Origin of the sequence: [Clostridium] scindens ATCC 35704, from assembly GCF_004295125.1 — a bacterium.
GTDB lineage: Bacteria > Bacillota > Clostridia > Lachnospirales > Lachnospiraceae > Clostridium_AP > Clostridium_AP scindens.
The window spans coordinates 2,649,693-2,672,179 of record NZ_CP036170.1; the positions used below are offsets into that span (position 1 = coordinate 2,649,693).

General features: G+C 41.3%; 18 protein-coding genes and 2 pseudogenes. 15 read left to right on the forward strand and 5 right to left on the reverse strand.

Annotated features, from left to right (window positions below):
* Positions 1–13 precede the first annotated feature (13 nt).
* The 7 genes from HDCHBGLK_RS13695 (at position 14) to HDCHBGLK_RS13725 (ending at position 9,642) form a co-directional block, all read left to right on the forward strand.
* Positions 14–1,513, forward strand: a complete 1,500-nt coding sequence (locus tag HDCHBGLK_RS13695; protein ID WP_039909246.1) for a glutamate synthase subunit beta — start codon at positions 14–16, stop codon at positions 1,511–1,513.
* A 147-nt stretch (positions 1,514–1,660) separates the two neighbouring features.
* Entirely contained in the window at positions 1,661–2,734 is a 1,074-nt protein-coding gene (locus tag HDCHBGLK_RS13700) for a C40 family peptidase (RefSeq protein ID WP_009249650.1), read from the forward strand.
* Between the two features lie 33 nt (positions 2,735–2,767).
* Entirely contained in the window at positions 2,768–3,835 is a 1,068-nt protein-coding gene (locus HDCHBGLK_RS13705; RefSeq protein ID WP_004605017.1) for a C40 family peptidase, read from the forward strand.
* Between the two features lie 144 nt (positions 3,836–3,979).
* Complete coding sequence (locus HDCHBGLK_RS13710) at positions 3,980–5,179, forward strand: C40 family peptidase (RefSeq protein WP_039909247.1); 1,200 nt, start codon at positions 3,980–3,982, stop codon at positions 5,177–5,179.
* Between the two features lie 188 nt (positions 5,180–5,367).
* The gene (gene rpsB / locus HDCHBGLK_RS13715; RefSeq protein WP_009249647.1) at positions 5,368–6,114 is read left to right on the forward strand and encodes a 30S ribosomal protein S2; all 747 of its coding nucleotides are present in this window, start codon (positions 5,368–5,370) and stop codon (positions 6,112–6,114) included.
* 38 nt (positions 6,115–6,152) lie between these two features.
* Positions 6,153–7,085, forward strand: coding sequence for a translation elongation factor Ts (gene tsf / locus HDCHBGLK_RS13720; protein WP_009249646.1), 933 nt, complete (start codon positions 6,153–6,155; stop codon positions 7,083–7,085).
* 1,717 nt (positions 7,086–8,802) lie between these two features.
* Entirely contained in the window at positions 8,803–9,642 is an 840-nt protein-coding gene (locus HDCHBGLK_RS13725) for a PIN domain-containing protein (RefSeq protein WP_004605025.1), read from the forward strand.
* Between the two features lie 23 nt (positions 9,643–9,665).
* Here the strand turns inward: HDCHBGLK_RS13725 and HDCHBGLK_RS13730 are convergent, their stop codons facing one another.
* From HDCHBGLK_RS13730 to istA, 3 genes are read right to left on the reverse strand one after another with little or no spacing between them, the layout of a single operon-like run.
* Complete coding sequence (locus HDCHBGLK_RS13730) at positions 9,666–9,908, reverse strand: hypothetical protein (RefSeq protein WP_004604852.1); 243 nt, start codon at positions 9,906–9,908, stop codon at positions 9,666–9,668.
* Complete coding sequence (locus HDCHBGLK_RS13735) at positions 9,901–10,674, reverse strand: ATP-binding protein (protein ID WP_004605482.1); 774 nt, start codon at positions 10,672–10,674, stop codon at positions 9,901–9,903. Before HDCHBGLK_RS13735 ends, HDCHBGLK_RS13730 begins: the two co-directional genes overlap by 8 nt.
* Positions 10,667–12,199, reverse strand: coding sequence for an IS21 family transposase (gene istA / locus HDCHBGLK_RS13740; RefSeq protein ID WP_004605483.1), 1,533 nt, complete (start codon positions 12,197–12,199; stop codon positions 10,667–10,669). The genes HDCHBGLK_RS13735 and istA overlap by 8 nt, the downstream gene beginning before the upstream one ends.
* Before the next feature lie 250 nt (positions 12,200–12,449).
* Between istA and HDCHBGLK_RS13745 the strand changes: the two are divergent.
* The 5 genes and pseudogenes from HDCHBGLK_RS13745 to HDCHBGLK_RS13765 form a co-directional block, all read left to right on the forward strand.
* Positions 12,450–13,106, forward strand: a pseudogene (locus tag HDCHBGLK_RS13745) (PhoH family protein); the annotation flags it as partial.
* 18 nt (positions 13,107–13,124) lie between these two features.
* Positions 13,125–13,787, forward strand: a complete 663-nt coding sequence (locus HDCHBGLK_RS13750) for an HD domain-containing protein (RefSeq protein ID WP_004604979.1) — start codon at positions 13,125–13,127, stop codon at positions 13,785–13,787.
* Positions 13,788–13,987: 200 nt separating this feature from the next.
* Positions 13,988–14,809 (forward strand): zinc dependent phospholipase C family protein, encoded by an 822-nt coding sequence (locus HDCHBGLK_RS13755; RefSeq protein ID WP_004604980.1) that lies wholly within the window; start codon positions 13,988–13,990, stop codon positions 14,807–14,809.
* Positions 14,806–16,056, forward strand: a complete 1,251-nt coding sequence (locus HDCHBGLK_RS13760; RefSeq protein WP_004604981.1) for an MFS transporter — start codon at positions 14,806–14,808, stop codon at positions 16,054–16,056. The genes HDCHBGLK_RS13755 and HDCHBGLK_RS13760 overlap by 4 nt, the downstream gene beginning before the upstream one ends.
* 398 nt (positions 16,057–16,454) lie before the next feature.
* Positions 16,455–17,273 (forward strand): helix-turn-helix transcriptional regulator, encoded by an 819-nt coding sequence (locus tag HDCHBGLK_RS13765; protein ID WP_009249020.1) that lies wholly within the window; start codon positions 16,455–16,457, stop codon positions 17,271–17,273.
* A gap of 43 nt (positions 17,274–17,316) precedes the next feature.
* Here HDCHBGLK_RS13765 and HDCHBGLK_RS13770 read toward each other — a convergent pair whose 3' ends face one another.
* A complete protein-coding gene (locus tag HDCHBGLK_RS13770; protein ID WP_004604983.1) occupies positions 17,317–18,177 on the reverse strand; it encodes an AraC family transcriptional regulator in 861 nt (286 codons plus the stop codon).
* A gap of 186 nt (positions 18,178–18,363) precedes the next feature.
* Between HDCHBGLK_RS13770 and HDCHBGLK_RS20085 the strand changes: the two are divergent.
* From HDCHBGLK_RS20085 to HDCHBGLK_RS13785, 3 genes and pseudogenes are all read left to right on the forward strand, one after another.
* A pseudogene (locus HDCHBGLK_RS20085) lies at positions 18,364–19,066 on the forward strand (sugar-binding domain-containing protein); the annotation flags it as partial.
* 85 nt (positions 19,067–19,151) lie between these two features.
* On the forward strand, positions 19,152–19,250 hold the full coding sequence (locus HDCHBGLK_RS20090) for a beta-galactosidase small subunit (protein WP_233440763.1): 99 nt from the start codon (positions 19,152–19,154) through the stop codon (positions 19,248–19,250).
* A gap of 29 nt (positions 19,251–19,279) precedes the next feature.
* Positions 19,280–20,641: an MFS transporter gene (locus HDCHBGLK_RS13785; RefSeq protein WP_009249017.1), complete on the forward strand. Its 1,362-nt coding sequence runs from the start codon at positions 19,280–19,282 to the stop codon at positions 20,639–20,641.
* 53 nt (positions 20,642–20,694) lie between these two features.
* Here the strand turns inward: HDCHBGLK_RS13785 and HDCHBGLK_RS13790 are convergent, their stop codons facing one another.
* Entirely contained in the window at positions 20,695–22,419 is a 1,725-nt protein-coding gene (locus HDCHBGLK_RS13790) for a BlaR1 family beta-lactam sensor/signal transducer (protein WP_233440690.1), read from the reverse strand.
* Between the last annotated feature and the right edge of the window lie 68 nt (positions 22,420–22,487).

Genomic DNA, 22,487 nt, shown 5'->3' on the forward strand with positions numbered 1-22,487 from the left:
GAGGCGCAGGAAAGTGGGAAAAGCAACAGGATTCATGGATTATGAAAGACAGGATAAGGCAGCGGAAGCGCCAAGAGAAAGAATTCGGCATTTCAACGAATTCTATACGCCGCTGGCAAAGGAAGAGCAGGAACTGCAAGGGGCAAGATGCATGTCCTGCGGCGTTCCGTTTTGCCAGTCCGGGCAGATGATCATGGGAATGGCAAGCGGATGTCCTCTCCATAATCTGGTGCCGGAATGGAACGACTTGATCTATCATGGCAACTGGGAAGAGGCATACTACCGGTTGAAAAAGACCAACAACTTCCCGGAATTCACCTCCCGCGTGTGTCCGGCCTTATGCGAGGCGGCCTGTACCTGCAGCCTGAACGGGGATGCAGTCACGACAAAGGCAAATGAATATGGGATCATTGAAAATGCATATGAAAAAGGGTATGCGTCAGCGCGTCCGGTGAAGGTGCGTACCGGTAAAAAAGTGGCTGTCATTGGCTCTGGCCCTTCCGGGCTGGCTGCTGCGGACATGCTGAATCGGAGAGGGCACAGCGTCACGGTGTTCGAGCGGGAGGATAAGCCGGGTGGACTCCTTCGGTATGGCATTCCCAATATGAAGCTGGAGAAACAGGTGATCGACCGGAAAATATCGATACTGGAAGAGGAAGGAATCGAATTTGTGACAGGGTGCAATGTAGGCAAAGAACGGAAGGCATCCACGCTCCTTCGAGAATATGACAGAGTCATCCTCTGCTGTGGCGCTTCCAATCCCAGGGATATCAAAGTACCGGGGAGAGACGCGAAAGGAATCTACTTTGCGGTTGACTTTCTGAAATCCACCACCAAGAGCCTTTGGGCGAATGAAATGCAGTTAAAAGACGGCGATTATATTTCTGCCAAAGGCAGGAAAGTCATGGTGATCGGCGGAGGCGATACGGGAAATGACTGCGTGGGGACCTCCATGCGCCACGGCGCCAAATCCGTGCTGCAGTTGGAGATGATGCCAAAGGCTCCGGATGAACGGACGCAGGATAATCCATGGCCGGAATGGCCCAAGATCTGCAAGACAGACTATGGGCAGCAGGAGGCCAAGGCAGTCTTCGGCCATGATCCGAGGGTTTACCAGACAACAGTCAAAGAATTCAAGAAAGATAAGGAAGGCAGAGTGTGCCAGGCTGTTCTGGTGAAACTGGAAGCAAAGAAGGACGAGAAGACCGGCCGGATGATGATGGCAGAAGTGGCGGGGAGCGAATATACTGTAGAAGCGGACCTGGTGCTGATCGCTGCCGGATTCATCGGCAGCGAGAACTATATTACCAAGGCATTCGGAGTAGAAGTGAATGAACGGACCAATGTGGCAACGCCGGCAGGGGAATATGGAACCAACGTTGCGAATGTATTTGCCGCAGGGGACATGCACAGAGGCCAGTCCTTGGTTGTCTGGGCAATTCGGGAAGGCAGAGAAGCGGCCAGGGAGGTGGATATAAGCCTGATGGGCTATACGAATATGGACATACAATAAGGAAAATAGTTCCTGCAAGATGTTACAAAAGTGTTAAAAAATGTTGCAAATTTTAGTGTAATAGAGTATAATCGATTCTAGATGTAGGGGTACTATGTCAAATGAGGGTAAATAAGAGTATAAGAATAAGTAAAAAGGATGATTAAAATGAAAAAATTTGGAACAAGGCTGCTGACTGCTGTCGTTGCTAGTTCAATGATTGTGACACCAGTTTTCGCAGCGCCATCAGTCGATGACTTGAAGGATAACAAGGCAGCCAAGGAAAGCGAAGTGTCATCGCTGCAGGATCAGTTGACGGATATCATGTCCAAACTGGGAGATCTGGAGGAAAGCCTGATTGAAAAGGGCGAGGAAATTACAAAAGCAGAAGAAGATCTGAAAGAGGCTCAGGAAAAGGAGCAGGAACAATACGAAGCCATGAAGAAGCGTATCAAATTCATGTACGAAGAAGGAGATACGACCGCGTTAGAGACGCTGGTGACGGCAGAGAACTTCTCGGATCTTGTGAATAAAGCGGAATATGTACAGAACGTACATACATATGACAGGAAGCAGCTGGAGGAATACATAGAGACAAAACAGCAGATTGCAGATCTTAAGACGACGCTGGAAGACGAACAGAAGAATATGGAATCTATGCAGGCTGAATATGAGAATAAGGAAAGCGAGCTGAGTTCTACCATCGAATCCAAAAAGGCAGAAGTCGCGAACCTTGACTCTCAGATTCAGGCAGCAGCCGAAGCGGCAGCGGCAGAAGCCCTTGCAGCACAGCAGCAGGCAGCGGCAGCAAATAATAACAATGGCGGGGGAAGTGGAAACCGTAATAATGGCGGCAATGGCACCAAGCCAGCACCGGCACCGACCCCAAGTGGCGGCGGCTCAGGCAATACGTCCACTGCACAGGCTATCGTAAATGCGGCATACAGCCAGTTAGGCGTGCCTTATGTATGGGGTGGAACGACTCCGGGAGTAGGACTTGACTGTTCAGGGCTTACACAGTATTGCCACAGAGTTGCAGGTATCAGCATCGGACGTACTTCAGAAGTGCAAGGAGGAGGCGGAAAGGCTGTCAGCAATCCGCAGCCGGGAGATCTGGTATGCTACGGAAGCCATATCGGCATCTACATCGGCGGAGGCCAGATGATCCATGCGCCTCATACAGGAGATGTGGTAAGAGTTGCCAACGTATATGGATCCCCGTGGTATAGACGTTACTGGTAAATGGTAAACGAGGGAAAGTAAACAGGAGAACTTATGAGAAGAATTAAGAGTGCTTTGTTGGTCACGGTACTGACATGTGGATTGGTTGTAACACCGGTTTTTGCAGAACCGTCGGTTGATGATTTAAAGAAAGACAAGGAAGCAGCACAGAGCGAAGTTGATTCCTTACAAAGCAAATTGACGGATTTGTTATCCAAGATCAGCCAGCTTGAGGGAGACCTGATTTCAAAAGGCCAGGAGATTACCCAGGCGGAAGAAGACTTGGCCGCGGCTCAGGAAAAAGAAGAAGAGCAGTATGAAGCCATGAAGCTTCGCATAAAGTTCATGTATGAAGAAGGCGATACCAGTGTTCTTGAGACATTGGTATCTGCAAAGGATTTCTCCGATTTGGTCAACAAGGCCGAGTATGTGCAGAATGTTCATTCCTATGACAGAAAGATGCTGGAGGAGTATGTTGCAACCAAGCAGCAGGTTCAGGATCTGAAGTCTACTCTGGAGACGGAAATGGACAATCTGGAGAATATGCAGGCAGAATTTGAAAGCGATAAAGAGAACCTGGACGCGACGCTTGCAAGCAAGCAGGATGAGTTAGGCAGCCTTGACGAACAGCTGCAGGCGGCAGCCGAGAAAGCGGCCGAAGAGCAGAGACGTCAGGAAGAAGCGCAGCAGGCGAACAATAATAACAATAGCAGCAACAACAATAATAGCAACAAGAAGCCGAGCGGCGGCGGAGGCGGCGGAAGCAATCCTTCCTATGAAGGACAGGGAAATACTGCTGTAGCACAGAAGATCGTGCAGGCGGCGTACAGCCAGCTTGGCGTGCCATATGTATGGGGCGGGACGCAGCCGGGAGTAGGATTAGACTGTTCCGGACTTGTGCAGTACTGCCATGCGGTTGCGGGAATCTCACTGCCGCATTATTCTGAGTCACAGTATGCCGGAGGAAGAAAAGTGTCCAGTCCGGAACCGGGAGATATCTGCTGGAAGCCGGGCCATGTAGGCATCTATATCGGCGGTGGAATGATGATTGAAGCGCAGCAGACGGGCACCAATATCATGATAAGCCCGGTGAGAGCGCAAGGCTATGCAAGATACTGGTAAGGAAGTATCTGGAAATTGTTGAATTATATTGAAAATAACTGGAAAATGTAGTATTCTGACCTTAAGGTATGCAGGGGAGCATATGATCCAATCGGTTGTATTATAAACTGATAAGATGAATAATTGATAAGGATGGGTGAGAATATGAAAAAAAGATTTGTACAGACACTCATCACAGTTTTTGTGATGAGTTCTTTAATTGTAACGCCTGTTTTGGCTACGCCACAGGAGGATGCCCAGTCTCTGGAGACGCAAAAGGAAGAACTGGAGGGGCAGGCGGCAGATATAAACAGCCAGCTGGTGGGCCTTCTGGTAAGTTATGATGCCCTGCAAAAAGATATGGCTGACCAGGAGCAGAAGATTACCCAGGCGCAGTCGGATCTGGAAGAGGCTCAGGCGAAGGAGCAGAAACAGTATGAAGATATGAAGCTTCGCATAAAGTACATCTACGAGCAGGGCGATACTTCTGCTTTTGAAGCGCTGGTTACCGCCAAGTCCTATGCGGAACTGGTGAGCAAGACGGAATACGTCCAGAACGTACATAGTTATGACAGAAAGAAATTAAAAGAATATGTGGAAACCAAGGAGAAGGTAGAAGCGCTTAAGACGGAACTGGAAGCAGGACAGGCAGATATGGAAGTGATGGCCGCGGACTTAAGCCAGCAGCAGACGAATCTTGAAAATACTCTGGCGGATATGAGAAGCCGTATTGCTGATTTCGACTCCCGGCTTGCAGACGCGAAGGCGCAGGCTGCGGCCCAGCTTGATCAATTGACGGAAGCCACGCAGAATGTAGTCGCTTCGGCGCAGACCGGAAATGGCGGGGGAGGAAAACCTTCATCATCGACCAATAATTCCACGCAAAAGCCTGGCAACAATACCAATAATAATGTGGCTAACAATGGGAACTCCGGAAATCAATCCAACTCTCAGGGCGGGGGCTCATCAAATAATAGCGCGCCGCCGGCTACAAAGCCAGGCAATGCTTCCCTGGGCCAGCAGATCGCGAACCGGGGATGCGAATATGTGGGGAATCCTTATGAATATGGAGGGACAAGCCTGACCAACGGAATTGACTGCTCTGCTTTCGTACAGGCTATCCACCGGCAGTTCGGCATATCCACGCCAAGAGACTCCTGGGGACAGTTAAGCGGCGGAAAGGCAGTGGCTTATTCAGATATCATGCCCGGCGATGTAGTCGTCTACAGCAATCATGTGGCAATCTACATCGGAGGCGGCAAGATCGTGCATGCTTCTAACAGCAAGCCATACCCCGCGGGAGGTATTAAGATTAGTTCTCCTTGGAACTACAGGACAGTTCTGGGAGTGCGCAGATACTGGTAATATCGGACATGGATTATGAATATGGATTGTATAAAAAGCCTTGCATTTGCGGGCTTTTTGTGCTATTATATTGCAGTCGCAAAAAATCACGCATTTGTTTATCCGAGATGGTGCCAAAGCTTGGCGACAAGCCGGTTTCAAGGATTTACACATATGCGGAAGCAAAAAACCAAATGGAGGAAAGAAACATGAGCGTTATTTCAATGAAGCAACTTTTAGAAGCAGGTGTTCACTTTGGACATCAGACAAGAAGATGGAACCCTAAGATGGCTCCATACATCTACACCGAGAGAAACGGCATCTACATCATCGACCTGCAGAAGTCTGTAGGAAAGGTAGACGAGGCATATCAGGCAGTATCTGATATCGCTGCAGATGGCGGAACAATCCTGTTTGTTGGAACTAAGAAGCAGGCACAGGATGCGATCAAGGTAGAATCTGAGCGTTGTGGAATGTATTATGTAAATGAGAGATGGCTTGGAGGAATGCTTACAAACTTCAAGACGATCAAGAGCAGAATCGCACGTCTGAAAGAGATTGAAAGAATGTCTGAAGACGGGACATTCGACGTACTGCCAAAGAAAGAAGTTATCCAGTTAAAGAAAGAATGGGAGAAGCTTGAGAAGAACTTAGGCGGCATCAAGGAAATGAAGAAACTTCCGGATGCAATCTTCGTAGTTGATCCTAAGAAAGAAAGAATCTGCGTACAGGAAGCACATACCCTTGGAATCCCGCTTATCGGAATTGCAGACACGAACTGTGATCCAGAAGAACTTGACTATGTAATTCCAGGAAATGATGATGCGATCCGTGCTGTAAAATTAATCGTATCTAAGATGGCAGACGCTGTTATCGAGGCAAACCAGGGAATGACAGGCGATGAAGTATATGATGAAGCTGCTGAGGAAGCATACGAGGAAGCAGTAGAAGAATAAGCGATTCATTTCAATACTAATATATGGAGGAAATTAAAATGGCAGTTACAGCTAGTATGGTAAAAGAATTAAGAGAAATGACAGGCGCAGGAATGATGGACTGTAAAAAAGCTCTTAACGAGACAAACGGCGATATGGACGCAGCCGTAGAGTTCTTGAGAAAGAACGGACAGGCTAAGGCTGAGAAGAAGGCTGGAAGAATTGCGGCTGAAGGTATCGTTATGGCTGAAGTAAAAGACGATAAAGTAGCAGCAATCGTTGAAGTTAACTCTGAGACAGACTTCGTTGCAAAGAATGCGGAGTTCCAGGGATTTGTAAAGGCTGTCGTAGAGCAGGCAATGGAGACGGAAGCAGCAGACATGGATGCATTCATGGCTGAGAACTGGAAGGAAGATACATCCAAGACTGTAAAAGATGCCCTTACTGAGAAGATTTCCGTAATCGGAGAGAACTTAAGCATCCGTAGATTTGAGAAAGTCGTATCTGATGGATGCGTAGTCGCATACATCCACGGCGGCGGACGTATCGGCGTTCTTGTAGAGGCTGACACAGACGTAGTCAATGATGAGATCAAGACATGCCTGAAGAATGTAGCAATGCAGGTTGCAGCGATGTCTCCGAAGTATGTATCCCGTGAAGAAGTTTCAGAAGAATATATGGAGCATGAAAAGGAGATTCTTCTCGCACAGGCAAAGAAGGAGAACGAGGAAAGCAATAAGCCAAAACCGGACAATATCATTGAGAAGATGATCGTTGGACGTCTGAATAAGGAACTGAAAGAGATCTGCCTGCTTGACCAGGTATACGTACAGGACGGAGACTTGACGGTTGCGAAATATGTAGAAAAGGTTGCTAAAGAGACAGGCGCTAACTTAAGCGTTAAGAAGTTCGTTCGTTTCGAGACAGGCGAAGGCCTTGAGAAGAAGAATGAAGACTTTGCTGCTGAAGTTGCAGCTCAGATGGGAAACTAATCTGAATGAAAATAAAGTCTGAAAATGTGCTTAAAGTCAAGTGATTACGCATGATTGAGGCAGTTTTGAACCTTTCGTAAATTACTGAAATCTATCGTAAAATATCAGGTGGATTAAAGTTTGCGTAGAATTTAACAGAAAGGGACAGATGATATTGAGTGTTGAGGGTATATTGCGAAAGCGATGTATCCTCATTTTTTTTGGAAGAAATGCTGTGTTTAATGAGTATTTAATAAAATATATAATATAGATTTAACAGGGGTGTGATATTATAGAAAAAAACTAATATAAGTATTCTCTGGGTTAGGAGGTATCCTTTATGAAGAAAAAAGTATTGGCTTTAAATGAATGTGAAGAGGTAGTTACAAATCAGAAGGTTGTCAATGAAGAAAATCCAGATGGTACGATTACACAGGTAGGATGAGTAACATTTGAATATCAACCCGTTCCGTCTGATATAAAGGCAAGTGGGTGTGCATCTGAATATCATACAAATGTAGTAAATAATGGTGCTCCAGAAACTAAAACGTATCCATGGAAACACACATCCTGGCTATTGCCAAGTTAGAACTACAACTTATTGGAGATGTAAAAATTGTAATACAACAGGTCATGATGTCAGTAGAGAAACTTATATAGATTTTTATATCAGGATGTTGGAAAAGTGTCTAAAAAGGTAGTAAGGTCAAGGAACAAGGCGAAGCCGATACGCCGTAGGGCAGTCCTTGACGGAACGGACATAGCCAACAGAGCTATGATGTGAAAGCGGACTTGAAAGGTCAGAAACCTTGCAAGTCCGCTTGTTTGCTATTTGACGTTGTGTTTTAGGTAGAGTGATTCTTTTTTCAGTTCCCTTATAAGTCCAGAAATAACTGAACGATTTTGACATCATAAAAACATGGAAAATTAGAATGACTGTCCTAACGGTTCAACGGGGAGAAAGGAATGTGTATGTCGTTTCGGTCAGCCTTGGCATTTTCCACTAATGCCATTTTATGAATGCAACTCCTGCAAATAGTAGTATAGTATTTGCCTCCAGTCAAAATCATTGGGTAGGCGGACTGGCTCTTACAAGTTGTCAGTTAGTATGATTGTTGATAAGGAGAATTGAAATTAATGACAGATAGAGATTATGCAATTAAATCAATGAAAGAAATTACATTCCAGATGGCAAGTCACGCACAGGACTATTTGGAAAATACAATGAAATAGCAGTATGAAGATATGGCTTATGCATTGTCTTATCTTGATATTTACAGTAAACAGCTCAATGATTTAAACCATCGTTGGGTGTGGAAGAGGAGTAGGTGATGGAAAACAACGGTTAGAGCTTGTTCATGGTAAAAAATAATTTTACTAGCTGTTTATGTAAATTTTACATTAGTGTGGTAGAAAAAAAGAAACAAAGTGTGATATTTTGTACAAAGAGATACTATAATTGTTGGAAGGAGATATTTATATGGGTGAAATAACTTTAGTAGAAACAAATTCAATGGTGTATGGACTAATAAAGGCTGTTTTACGTTTAAAATCTAATAGGTTAGCATTCTAGGGCTCTGTTTCTGTATGGAACAGAGCTTTTTGGAGGTTTATTAAGGATGAAAAGATATAATGTAGGCGAAAAAGTAATACATTGTCCGGAAAGAGTATGTAAAGTTGAAGATATTTGTCAAATGGTATATTCCGACAAAATATTTATTCGTGGAGGAATGTCGTTATGAGAAAAATATATGTAATTGATACGAACATTTTGATTCATGCGCCAGAGGCAATTTTGAATTTTGAAGATAACGAGGTACTGCTCCCTATGGTAGTATTGGAAGAACTTGATGGATTGAAAAATTCTGAAAAGGAAAAGGGGAGAAATGCCAGAGAGGCAATTCGTCATCTGGAGAATCTTCGAGTGCAGGGCAATCTTGTAGAAGGTGTGGAGACAGAGCAGGGAGGAATCATCCGGGTAGAAAAAAATTATGTTGATATTGAACTTCCAACGGATATGCCGGAAGATAAGATGGACAACCGGATATTAAAGGTATGTCTGGGACTTCAGAAAGATTATCCGGAAGGACAGATTATTTTGGTTACAAAAGATATGCTTCTTAGAATCAAGGCGCAGATGCTGTCAATTACGGCTCAGGATTATACAACGGACAGAATATTAAAGGAAGAAGAACAGTATAGCGGAAGGCTGGAGGTTTATGTAGAGGAAGATCATTTTAAAGAACTTAAAAAGAAAGGAATCAAACCGGAATATATTTATCAAATGGGAGAGGATGGAATTCGTCATCAGGTTGTGCCGGAGATGAATCAGTTCCTTATCTTAAAGGCAGACCAATCTACGAAAAAAACCCAGCTTGGACGTTTTGATGGAACAAAAGTAGTTCCATTGCAATATAAGAAAAGCAAGCCGTATGGTGTGTCACCAAGAAATGTAGGTCAGTTGTTTTTTGCAAGCACTTTTTGGAGAAAAATGCAAAATATTTTTGGAGAATGTTGCATCTCCAAATTGGAGAAAGTTGCAAGGCCTCGGCTGGCAGCTATTCTGCCAGCTACATAGCCATTGCAGACCATATTTAGTTGTTATAGCGTGAGATATGGAAACGGAAGTTCCGAGTTTTCATCTTCATGTGCATGTTCCCTGAAATAGCGGAACTCCTCATCCAGCTCTTTATAATGGATAAAATCATTTAGATATCTCAGATCTTCTTCTGCGCATCGGTGATCTTCTATGAGATCAAGAAGATAATCATTCATCTCCTCATAGCGTTCCTGAAGGTTTTGATATTTTTTCTGTTCTTTGATAACTTTTTTATTTTTAGCCATTGTTACCTGCCTCCTGACTGCTGATTCTTGAAAGAGTTGCATTGATGCTTGATTCACGTAACCGATTATTGATCCCCGGGAACAGAATCAGTTCCACATGGTGGGTGAGCCTGCCAATCAGTGCTGTTGTCATCCGTTGGTCATAAAGAACGTTCACCCACTGTGAGAATTCAAGATTCGTGTTTAAAATCACCGATTTCTGCTCGTGTATCTCAGAAAGATAATCAAACAGAAGCTGTGAACCGGTGCGGTCATACGGAACATATCCGAATTCATCCAGAATCAGTATCCGGGCACTGTTAAGCTTCTTTTTCAGTGCAGTAAGCTTTCCGCTGCTCTGACTCTCGGAAAAGAGATTGATAAGTCCGGCAGTGCGGTAGAATCTTACCGGAATTTCCTGATTACATGCAGACATTCCAATCAGAATGGAAAGCATTGTTTTACCGGTTCCTGTTCCTCCATACATGATGACATTTTTTCCTGTATGATAAAACTCCAGGTCTAACAGGCTTTGGAAGCTGACGTCTTCCGGGAAATCTATCTCATCTGCCCTGAATTCCTCCACGCGGTATCTACGTGGGAAGCCGGCGGTATTGAGGAACTTGCTCTTCCTTTTTGCTGTACGGTATTCAATTTCGTTTGTCAGGAGGTTTAAAAGGTATTCCTGCGGTGTGTCTCCTTTCTGCTCGAAAGCCTGTCCTGCAAAGTTCGTGGACAGCTTGAGCTGTTTGCAGCATGCTGCAATGGATTTTTCTATATCAGCCATTTGAGACACCTCCCTTCTTAAGGGCGGCATCCAGCATTTTCAGATCATTTCTGAACGGAATGACCTTCTGCTGTGGCAGTAAAACTTTGTTTTCAAGCGGAGGCAGAAGCGGTACATCTGCATAGGTTCGCCTGTAAAGGCTCTGCAGACTGTCCGGATCTGTGGCATTCAGCCGGACTGCTTCGTCAACTGTTCTGACAGCACTAGCAAACCCGGTTCTTTCCGTAAGTTCTGCAAGCACCTTCAGGACACGTCCGCGTTCCTTGCTTTCGCAGTTATCCATGTATATCTGCATGGTTTGTGGCATCATGTCATATATGCCGCTGTTTCGAAGAGAACGGGGTTTCCTGGCGATATATGTAAGGTATGGCAGCCAGTCCATTCTTTCATGTTCATTGCCGTAAAGGCGCTTATGACGCACCACTTCGTGCATATCTTTGTCCATGACAATCACATCAGAGGATGTAATCTTGAGATTTACAATGGACTCACAGAAAGCCGGTGAAGCAGAATAACGGTGCTTTCCTGCGTCAAGAGTAAACTTTCCATATTTATCCGTTGTTGCCGTTGTGTAAAGTGCCGTATCAAACGGAACGGAAGGAAGCGGCAGTAAACGAGCCTTATCTTCTTCAAACAGTTTACTGATAAAGCGGTCATCATCGTCATCATAGTGCTCACGCTGCATATCGATTTCACAACGATCCAGAAGATGCTTGTTTTCTTTCACAAGATCATCAAAGCGGGGTACCGGTACAAGTTCGTTGCGGCGCAGGTAGCCAACCTTGTTTTCCACGTTTCCTTTTTCCCATCCGGATTCAGGATTCATAAAAACCGGCTTAATGCGGTAGTGTTCACAAAAGCGTTGAAACCGCTCTGTTACATTACGCCCGCCACCTTTGATGATTTCGGTAACAATGGTTCTGGTATTGTCAAACCAGATTTCCGTGGGAACACCACCGATGTGCTCAAATATGGCAACCAGTCCTTCCAGAAGACATTCCATGTTTTCGCCATAATTAAGCTGGAGGAAACCTCCGTTACTGTAGGGAAAACTGAGCACAAGGTACTTAGCCTCGTGATGAAGCCTGTCATTTTCATAAAAATCGGCTGTTCCAAAGTCTGACTGGGCTTCGCCGGGATGATGATTAAGAGGGATATAGCCATCGGTTCTTTTTAGCCGTAGTTCCTCTTTCTTCTGTTTGACGTATAAGGCAACAAGCCGATAACTGCAGCCGAAACCATCTGCTTCATCCTTGAGGCGTTTAAATACTCTTTTGGCTGTATGCCGTTGCTTTCTTGGTGCAAGCTTGTCTGCCTGCAGCCATTCATCAATCAAAGGTTTGAATGGGTCAAGCTTGGATTCGTGAACCTCTGATGATGCAGGTTTGGGAGATGGATTGTTAAAGTCCTCCATATCCACATATTTTTTGACCGTTTTCCAGTTAAGGCCGGTCTCAGATGCGATTTCAGAAATGTTCTTATCTTGCCGGTAGAACATATCTCTGATATGATGTATCTGATCCATTGTAGTTGACATTCTCCTTTCCTCCTTGTCTTTATTGTTTGGACTACAATAAAGATAAGGTTAATGGTTTTTGGATATACCTGCAATGGATCTTTTCATGGGAATGCTCATACTTGGTGGCTGCCACTCAAGCGCTACACCGTTCCTGAGCGCTTCTAGCGAATGCCTTGCAACTTTCTCCAATTTGGAGATGCAACATTCTCCAATTCCCGTTTGCAACTTTCGGTAATTCTATTTTACAATAAACAGTCAGTATTTCCTACAGGAAGCATTAATGACATCTGCGGAAGATGCCCCGCTTGTAATTGTAAAGGGAATGGCAGGTACTGCAAAGACATTTTATGCGGTTGCCGTAGGATTGGAAAAGGTATTCAATGTTGAAAAAAAGGAATATAGGAAAATCCTTATCAGTAGACCGAATGCTCAATTTGATGATGATATTGGTTATCTTCCGGGAACGGAACAGGAGAAAATCTCACCGTTAATGCGTCCGATTATTGATAATCTGGAACAATTGATCGATTCTGATGAAGAAGAACGATATAAAGATGAGGAAGAACTGCATGCTAAAATAGATGAGTTATTTTCAAGAGGACTGATTGAAACGGAAGCGATGAACTTTATTCGTGGAAGGTCATTTGTAAATACATATCTGATAATTGATGAAGCTCAGAACATGACACCAAAACAGGTAACAGGTATTATTACCCGTGCCGGAAAAGGAACGAAAGTAATTCTTCTTGGAGATCCGAAGCAGATAGATAATCCATATCTGGATGAACAGACAAATGGCTTGAGTTATGCATCGGAGCATATGAAGGACAGTCCGTTCTGTTATCAAATCACATTAAACGCGGAAGAATGTGAACGGTCAGAATTGGCTATGGATGCAATACAAAGGATGTAGAAAGACAGAGGCAAAAAATTGAATTTAACATATCAGGATATAAAGGCAAACAAAGAAATTAACCAGTATATCACGATGGGAAATGAAATACTGGGGGTTCTTGGATATACAGACCATTCGCAAAAACATGCTGTGATTGTTGCCGAACGAGCAGCAGGGGTGTTGGAGGTATTGGGATATTCAAAAAAAGAAATAGAATTATGCAAAATTGCAGGATTTATGCATGATATAGGAAACTGTGTGAATCGTTCAGATCACGCACACAGCGGAGCGATTATGGCAATGCAGATACTGCGGAGTCTTGGAATGAGTGCAGAAGATATTTCGGTTGTGATTTCCGCAATTGGAAATCATGATGAAAAAACCGGAACTGCGGTAAATGCAGTTTCTGCGGCCATTATTCTGGCAGATAAAACTGATGTGCGGAGAAACCGTGTACGCAATAAAAAAAAGTCAAGTTTTGATATTCACGACCGAGTCAATTTTGGTGTACTTTCAACAGAACTTACAGCGAACCCTGAGAAAAAAGAAATACATCTGAATTTAGAATTAGATGAAGAAAAATGCTCTATTTTAGATTATTTTGAAATTTTCACAGAACGAATGCTGATGTGCAGGAGAGCTTCGGAGATGTTGGGAATGCATTTTAAGTTTACAGTCAATGAAAGAAAAGTATTGTGATTTGCAGTACCTCTATTTTATCACTTGTGGAGAGAAAATTTATATAAAAGTAGTAAGAAAACCCAGTAAAATCGCCTTGTGGCAAAACTGCTGAAGAAACGTGATAATCTTTCAGTAGAGCGTATGGAAATCAGCCAAAAAAAGTGCTGCAAATAATAGCTATGGTTAGATGTGATTAAAAACGAAAGGAGATTGAAGATATGCCATCGACATATGCACATTATAAATTCGGTCAGGAAATACGACACAAATTAACCAGAAAAGAAAAACAGATTATAGACGAATTTCCGGATTACTTTAATATCGGACTTCATGGCCCGGATATTCTCTTTTATTATAAACCGTTACGAAGCAACTCTGTTAACCAAATTGGTTATAGTACTCATGATAAAAGCGGCCTTATATTTTTTGAAAATGCCGCCAAGATTCTCAAACTGCATCCGCAGGATAACCGCTACTACTCCTATCTCTATGGAGTAATCTGTCATTTTGCATTAGATACAACCTGTCACGGATACATTGCAGAAAAAATTGCTAAGAGTGGAATTTCCCACACGGAAATAGAAGTGGAATTTGACCGTGCTCTTTTGACTGCTGACGGACTTAACCCTATCACTCAGCCGTTAACCGAACATATCAAAACGAGTGAAGAATTCGGTGATGTGATACATTCCTTTTTTCCACCTGTAAGTGGAGCAGAAGTGACTACTGCCTTAAAGGGTATGATTCACAATAACAATTTGCTGGTCGCGCCATCCCATTTTAAGCGCAGTATCATATATCTGATTTTGTTTTTATCCGGTAACTACAAAGAAATGCACGGGCTGATTGTCAATTATCATGAAAATCCAAGCTGCCGTGACAGCACGGAAATGCTTATGCAGTTATATCAGAAAGCTAAAATCACAGCCCTCGCGTTAATTCGTGAGTATGAATATTCTGTAAATGAAGATATACCGTTAAATCCAATATATCAATATAATTTTGCAGGAAATCTGATAAAGGAGGAAATTCACTCATGAAATTAACAAGAGAAGAAAAAAACTGGATATTGTATGATGTAGGTAATTCTGCTTTTGTTTTACTCGTTACTACTATTATGCCGATTTATTTTAATTATCTTGCAGGTAATGCAGGATTGTCCGATGCACAGTATTTAGCCTACTGGGGCTATGCCGCCTCCATTGCTACGCTTATTACTGCATTTCTCGGACCTGTTATCGGAACATTAGCAGATACCAAAGGGTTTAAGAAACCAATTTTTCTGATCTCCTTAATTATAGGAACGGTTGGCTGTATCAGTCTCGGTCTGGCAAAGCAATGGACTATATTCTTAGTTATTTATATCATTGCAAAAATTGGATTTTCCGCCAGCACTATTTTTTACGATTCCATGCTGTCAGATGTAACAATCGAAGAACGATTAGATAATGTCTCATCTCAAGGATATGCCTGGGGATATATTGGAAGCTGTATTCCATTTATCTTATGCATGGTTGTAGTCCTGGGCGCAGATAAAATCGGAATTAGTCTTGAAACTGCTATGATTATCTCATTTGCAATAGTTGCAGTATGGTGGTTTTGCCTGACGATCCCGCTGTTAAAAACCTATCAGCAGAAATATTTTGTGGAACGCCAACAACATGCAGTATCAGCAAGTTTTAAGCGTATTGGAAATACAATCCGCAATGTTCGAAATGAAAAAAAGGTGTTTATATTTTTGCTGGCTTTCTTCTTCTATATTGATGGAGTCTACACCATTATTGATATGGCAACCGCATACGGTTCAGCTCTTGGGCTGGACAGTACCGGACTGCTGTTAGCACTTCTTGCAACACAGTTTGTAGCATTTCCGTGTTCTATTTTATTCGGAAAACTGGCTAAAAAACATGCTGCTGAAAAACTAATTGGCATATGCATTGCAGCTTATTTTGGAATTGCCATTTTCGCTATGTTCCTACAGCATCAATGGCAGTTTTGGATGCTTGCTGTGCTGGTTGGTATGTTTCAGGGCGGTATTCAGGCATTGTCCCGTTCCTATTTCACAAAGATTATTCCGGCGAAACAGTCCGGCGAATATTTTGGGTTAATGGATATTTGCGGCAAAGGGGCTTCCTTTGTAGGAACTACTGTTGTCAGTCTTGTATCGCAACTTACAAATGATGTCAATAAAGGGGTTGGCATGATCGCCTTTATGTTCATTATTGGCGGTATTCTGTTTTATATTGCAGCACGAGCTGAGAATGCTTCATCCTGTTCTGTCAAATAATGAAGAAATTTTTAATGGTTTATGAATTAAAGAAGGAGTATCATTTTGTGCATGTTTTGACGAAGGTAGTTTATGGATAGTACAGATAATAATTAATATAATTACATTTAATACCTGTTGAGTTAAATGAAAAAGGACCAGTTCCGAAGAAATGGCCAGTTTCGCTTCATGAATTAAACACATCAGGTTTCTAAATGTTTTATTTAGTAATTACATGCGATAATTGCACTTATAGAAACCAGCGTAAAAATTCATTACATAGTTTAAGTAATTGATTAATTTTTTCATATATTAATTCTCCTTTCTCTTATTTACAAGTTCATTCTAAATCATAAAAGGAAGTATTACTTGCCAAATGTGAATAAAAAGTAGCCAGATTTTGTTAGGGAGGGATGGCAATGATTTCTGTGTATGAACAAAAAAGGGAACAATTTAATATTGTACATAAAGTGTCAAAGCATTATCCACCGCATCTACATGCCAACCTGGAGATTGTGTATGTAACAGAAGGAACATTGGAATTGGGGGTTGGGCAAGATTTCTTTCATATGGAAAAAGGAGATTTTGCAATCGTATTTCCAAATATGATACATCATTATCAGGTGTTTTCAAATGACAGCAGTAAAGCATTTTATCTATATCCGCCACTTTCGTATGCGGGGCAGTTTGTGGGCAAACTTCAAAAATATTGTCCAGAGAATCCAGTTATTAAAAAAGAATGTGTACATGATGATATTTTGAATGCGATTCGTTGTTTATATCGTGAGCATACAAGAAACACTATTGTGGAGCAGTGTTATGTTCAAATCATTATGGCCAGAAGTTTGCCATGCTTCCAGTTGATTGAAAAGGATAGTTTTAGTAGTGGGGATATTATTTATCGGACGGTATCTTATGTGGCGGCACATTTTAAAGAAGAAATTACATTGGATATGATGGCAAGAGATTTAGGAGTCAGTAAATACGTTTTATCCCGAGTATTCTCGGCAACATTTCATAAAAATTATAATCAATACTTAAATGAGCAAAGGATGAATTATGTAATCTCACTATTGGAGTGTTCAGACGAACCCATTACCGATATTTGCCTGGATGCAGGATTCCAGAGTCAGCGGACGTTTAATAGGGTGTTCCAAGAAATGTATAAAATGAGTCCGAGAGAATACAGAAATTATTTTAGAGAAAAAAATATTACACATGAATATTTCGAAGGTTAGACATAGGGTGGACAACTTAAGATCAGGCCGTACAAGCCTGATCTTAAGTATCCTGCTGAAGTTGTTTGCGAAATTCTGAAGGCGACAATCCGCTTTGCTTCTTGAAAACCCGACTAAAGTAAAAAGGATCATCGTATCCAAGAATTTGGGCAATTTCTGAAACATTGTAATTAGTTGTTTCAAGAAGAGTTTGTGCATTGGAAATCCGTAAGGATTGAATATATTGGGTCGGAGTTGCTTCTGTATATTCTTTGAAATTCCTGATAAACCAGCTGATGCTCATATGATGTTCAGTGGCGTATTCTTCAATACTGATTGCTTTAGTATAGTTCTCATGAAAATATCGAACTGCAGAATCCATTTCTTCCATAAGCAGACGGTTTTTACCTTTGGGTTTGTGGCTGTCTAACCGATGCAACATAATCAGAAGATGTTTTAAGTAATTGACAAGAAGTTCTTCATAATCCTCTTTACATAACTTCAATTCTTGGATCATTTGTAAAAAAATATGCTTATATTCAAAAGAAGTACCGGTATGAATTACATGTGCCTCATCCGGAATACCGTATTTTCTTAGAATATTTTTTACGTTATTACCGGTAAAGTGAACCCAATACACTTCCGTATGGTCAGTTCCATAGTAGTAATAGCGTTGCTCTTCTTTAGGGCGATAGATGACCATATTACCTGCATTAACGATTTCTTCAATACCGTTAAAGTAGAAATGGGCTTTGCCGGAAGCAATGTAGAGGATTTGATAGTCAATTCTGCCACGGGGACGGTTGGTAGGAAGTTTTGGTTTTGTAATCAGACGATAGGTACCGCAACTAGTAACAAACAGAGCGTATTTTTTGTCTTTGAAGTCAAGTACCTTATTATGCCAATAAGCAGAATCTATATACATAACAAAGCCCCCTTAGAGAATGAATTTGTCCATAATTATGAAAATTATAAGTAAATTATATCATTTTGTGCATGGTTTGTCCAATCTTATTCATGTTAATAGAATGTGCTACTGTATATAATTATAGAAAAAGAGAAAACAAGGAAATGCAAAAAAAACTATAAATTCAAGAAGGAGGTAGTTTAAATGCATTCATTAGTGAAATCCCGGGAAGAATCGGACCGCTTCCAGTTATTAAACGGAGAGTGGGGGGGTCCGGTATTATGAGAGTATTTAGGACTTGCAGGAAAAATTCTATGAGAAAGATTTCGATGCAAGCCAATTTGACCAAGTGAAGGTTCCGGGCGTGTGGCAGTTTTATGGTTACGCTTCCCATCAGTATACAAATATCCGATATCCATTTCCATTTGACCCACCGTATGTACCACAGGATAATCCATGTGGAACATATATATATGATTTTGAATACAAGATAAGTGAGTTGGCGCCAAAAGCATACCTGTTATTTGAAGGTGTAGATTCATGCTTTTATGTGTGGATCAATGGAGAGTATGTTGGATATAGCCAGGTTTCCCATTCTACAAGCGAGTTTGATGTGACGGATGTTTTGGAAGAAGGAAAAAACCGTATTGCAGTGCTGGTTCTGAAATGGTGTGATTGAAGTTACTTAGAAGACCAGGATAAGTTCCGTATGAGCGGCATTTTCAACGATGTATATTTGCTGAATCGTCCTAACCAGTGTATTTATGATTAATTATATTACGACGACGCATACAGACAAAAAGCAAAAAATCTGTATACGATTGTATTTGAAACGGAAAAAGAGGTCATCACAGACCGGGTGGGTATTCGTGAAATTCATATTGAGAATCGTGTAGTTTACTTCAATGGAAAACGATGAAGCAGCATAAAATGCTTCCGTCTATACGCAGGAAGAACTGACGGTTTTATGCCTGGATTATGCACAAAACGGCATTGGATCAAACAGTTGCGGACCGGAACTGGCAGAGCAGTACAGATTAGACAGCAAAGAGTTTGTATTTGGAATCAGGCTAATACCGTACAAAAATTGATGATTTATAAGAAAAATGGGAGAAAAAAGATGGAAGAAAAGAAATACTTAAAATGGTATAACAAAGTCGGATATGGTTCCGGAGATATTGCGGGAAATGTGGTATATGCATTCCTTTCCGCTTTTGTTATGATTTATCTTACCAATACAGTGGGGCTGAACCCAGGTATTGTAGGTACATTGATTGCAGTTTCTAAACTTTTTGATGGAATAACAGATGTTTTCTTTGGTTCAATGATTGATAAAACCAAGAGCAGGATGGGAAAAGCCAGACCATGGATGCTTTATGGATACATTGGTTGTGCAGTTACATTGGCAGCGATTTTCGCAATCCCGACTGATCTTGGGGAATTTGCACAGTATGCGTGGTTTTTCATTGCATATACGCTCCTTAATGCAGTATTCTATACAGCAAACAATATTGCTTATTCTGCACTGACCGCTTTGATTACAAAAAACAACAAAGAAAGAGTAGAGATGGGTTCTTATCGTTTTATATTTGCTTTTTCAACCAGCCTTTTGATTCAGTCTGTAACGCTTGCTTTTGTAGATAAACTTGGCGGAGGCGCAGATGGCTGGAGAGCGGCAGCTATTATCTATGCAATTCTTGGTTTGATTGTAAATACGATATCCGTACTGTCCGTAAAGGAATTACCGGAGGAAGAACTGAATGATGGTATGGAAAAAAATGATGATGAAAAGTATACACTTATAGATGCCGCAAAACTGTTATTCTCGAATAAGTATTATGTAATGATCTGTGCCACATACATTTTACAGCAGATTTATGTTGCCATGATTAATATGGGACTGTATTACATGATGTACATTCTGTTTAATAAAGAGTTATATCCAATATTCTCTTGGGCAATTAATATTCCACTGATAATTGCATTGTTAATTACACCATCTCTGGTTGCGAAGTGGAAAGGAATGTATAAATTAAACCTGACCGGTTATGTAGTTGGAACGATTGGTCGTGCATTAGTAGTTGTTGCAGCATATTTAGGCAGTGTAGAGTTGATGCTTGTATTTACAGCCGTTGCTGCATTTGGTACAGGTCCATGGCAGGGAGACATGAATGCTGTTATTGCAGAATGTTCGGAGTATACTTATCTGACAAAAAAGAAGCGTGTAGATGGAACGATGTATTCGTGTACATCATTGGGTGTAAAACTTGGTGGTGGATTAGGAACGGCAATTTCAGGATGGCTTTTGGAATTCAGTGGATTCAGTGAAAAATTAACGATACAGCCGGATTCTTGTATCCAGATGCTCCATATCATGTATTTGTGGATTCCATTTGTGATCACGCTGATTATTACGATTATCATGTCAAAAATGAAAGTCGAAAAAGCAAATACAGAATTAAAAACTCAAGAATTAAATTAGTATAATAAAAACTGGCGATGTATAGATATACCGCCAGTTTTTATGTCTGTTATTTAAGAAAAGATAGAATTTAGTATCTCTATGGTTATTTCGGAGGCAGTGCTGCCGGTAGCATTATCAGCATTCTGCAAGTTTGTCGCAAAGCAGTAAACTCGTTCGCCGTGTTCAATAAAGCCGATAAACCACCCATTTGAATTTTGCCCGTTAACAACTCCTGTACCGGTTTTTCCATATAATCTTCCGATGGAGATATTAGAAATAAATAAAGAATTTTTTATTGCCTGTATATTCTCTTCTTTAAAATTCCATTTGTTTTTCAGCAGATTTGATAAAAGCATCACTTGTTCTACTGGGGATATCTTTAAGGAAGATTCTGCCCAATAATAGTTAATATCAGCAGTCAGATCGCAGTTTCCATAAGAAATTTTCTTATAATAGGAATAGAGTTTCTGATATCCTAACTGTATATCCAGGTTTTGAAAATACCAGTTTACGGAATTTTGCATGGCAGTTGCAAGGGTTTGATCTTTATTCCATGTATCAAAAGAATAAGTAGTTCCGTCCCATTCTCGATTGGAAGCATCGTAATGGATGATGCCTTCTTCCAATGCAAAGAGTCCGCTATATATTTTAAACGTAGAATCAGGAGAGATACGTTTGGTGCTTAATTCCTGATTGTATATTTGATATTGACCGCTAGATGTATCATATAAGATGAATGTTCCGTCCGTTCCTTTGAAATAGGAGGACAGATCCATAGTTTCTACATTTTGAGATTGAAAATCATAGGAGACATCATGCGCAGCGTAAACGGTCAGCAAAGGGCTTATGCAATAGACAATTGTGCAAATCAATAGTAATAATGCGGCGCTTTTCCGTCTTTGTTTTGGAGTATTAGTTTTGTAGTTGGCAATTTCCTTTATCCGCTGAATCATTACTTTCTTTTCTCCGCCTAAACGTGATAGAGGGGAAAGAAAGGCGTTGTGCTGCATCCTCTGGGCATACTTGATTAATGTATAGCCATAATTTGTGGATTGGCTTTTTCCAACAATATGAATCACGGAACTATCACAAGCAATTTCCCGATCTTTTTGTAATTCCCGGAATCCATACCAGATAAAAGGATTGAACCAATAAATAACTTGCAGGATACAGGTTATGTAATTCAATGCAGCATCTTTATGCCTATAATGCAGCAGTTCGTGCAAGAAAATAAACCGTACATCTTCATTCGACAAAAGTATGTCCATGTCTTGCGGAATAATAACCTTTGGATGGAGCAGACCGTAGGATACCGGACTGGACATATTGCAGGAAGCATAGAGAGAAACCTTGCGTTTGATACGAAGTTCATTCAGGCATTCGGAATATTGCCTATACAAATCGGGTTCATTTTCTTTCGATATTAAATACGCAGACTTTCTGATGGAATAAATTTTTATAATGTTATATGCAAAATATAATATGGTTATCAAACAGCCGATGATCCATATAGGAATGAAGATGCTGTTTAACTGATTCAGGGCAGAACTGCCATATGATGCTGCAAAATCAGATATACCCAACTGAGTAGGCAAAGCCGCATTGTCTAACGGTTTCATAGAGCTTCCAAGCGTATTAGCAGCCTCTGGGTAGAATAAATATTGTATCCTTTGCAGCAGCGAAGCAGGAGTAATGCTTTTAAGAGGTATAAAGGGAATTATCGCTGCACAGACAAAAATATACCATAGATGATATTGGCTGCTTATAGTAAGATGCTTTTTTAAAATCTTTTTCACTAAGAGTATCAATCCCAGCAAAATAATAATTACAAGATTACACAATAGAAAATGTATTGCAAACATCA

Bases quoted from the DNA above. Each gene is read 5' to 3' on its own strand.
- HDCHBGLK_RS13700 (WP_009249650.1), top strand. From the start codon at position 1,661: ATGAAAAAATTTGGAACAAGGCTGCTGACTGCTGTCGTTGCTAGTTCA.
- HDCHBGLK_RS13705 (WP_004605017.1), top strand. From the start codon at position 2,768: ATGAGAAGAATTAAGAGTGCTTTGTTGGTCACGGTACTGACATGTGGA.
- HDCHBGLK_RS13710 (WP_039909247.1), top strand. From the start codon at position 3,980: ATGAAAAAAAGATTTGTACAGACACTCATCACAGTTTTTGTGATGAGT.
- rpsB (WP_009249647.1), top strand. From the start codon at position 5,368: ATGAGCGTTATTTCAATGAAGCAACTTTTAGAAGCAGGTGTTCACTTT.
- tsf (WP_009249646.1), top strand. From the start codon at position 6,153: ATGGCAGTTACAGCTAGTATGGTAAAAGAATTAAGAGAAATGACAGGC.
- HDCHBGLK_RS13725 (WP_004605025.1), top strand. From the start codon at position 8,803: ATGAGAAAAATATATGTAATTGATACGAACATTTTGATTCATGCGCCA.
- HDCHBGLK_RS13730 (WP_004604852.1), bottom strand. From the start codon at position 9,908: ATGGCTAAAAATAAAAAAGTTATCAAAGAACAGAAAAAATATCAAAAC.
- HDCHBGLK_RS13735 (WP_004605482.1), bottom strand. From the start codon at position 10,674: ATGGCTGATATAGAAAAATCCATTGCAGCATGCTGCAAACAGCTCAAG.
- istA (WP_004605483.1), bottom strand. From the start codon at position 12,199: ATGGATCAGATACATCATATCAGAGATATGTTCTACCGGCAAGATAAG.
- HDCHBGLK_RS13755 (WP_004604980.1), top strand. From the start codon at position 13,988: ATGCCATCGACATATGCACATTATAAATTCGGTCAGGAAATACGACAC.
- HDCHBGLK_RS13760 (WP_004604981.1), top strand. From the start codon at position 14,806: ATGAAATTAACAAGAGAAGAAAAAAACTGGATATTGTATGATGTAGGT.
- HDCHBGLK_RS13765 (WP_009249020.1), top strand. From the start codon at position 16,455: ATGATTTCTGTGTATGAACAAAAAAGGGAACAATTTAATATTGTACAT.
- HDCHBGLK_RS13770 (WP_004604983.1), bottom strand. From the start codon at position 18,177: ATGTATATAGATTCTGCTTATTGGCATAATAAGGTACTTGACTTCAAA.
- HDCHBGLK_RS13785 (WP_009249017.1), top strand. From the start codon at position 19,280: ATGGAAGAAAAGAAATACTTAAAATGGTATAACAAAGTCGGATATGGT.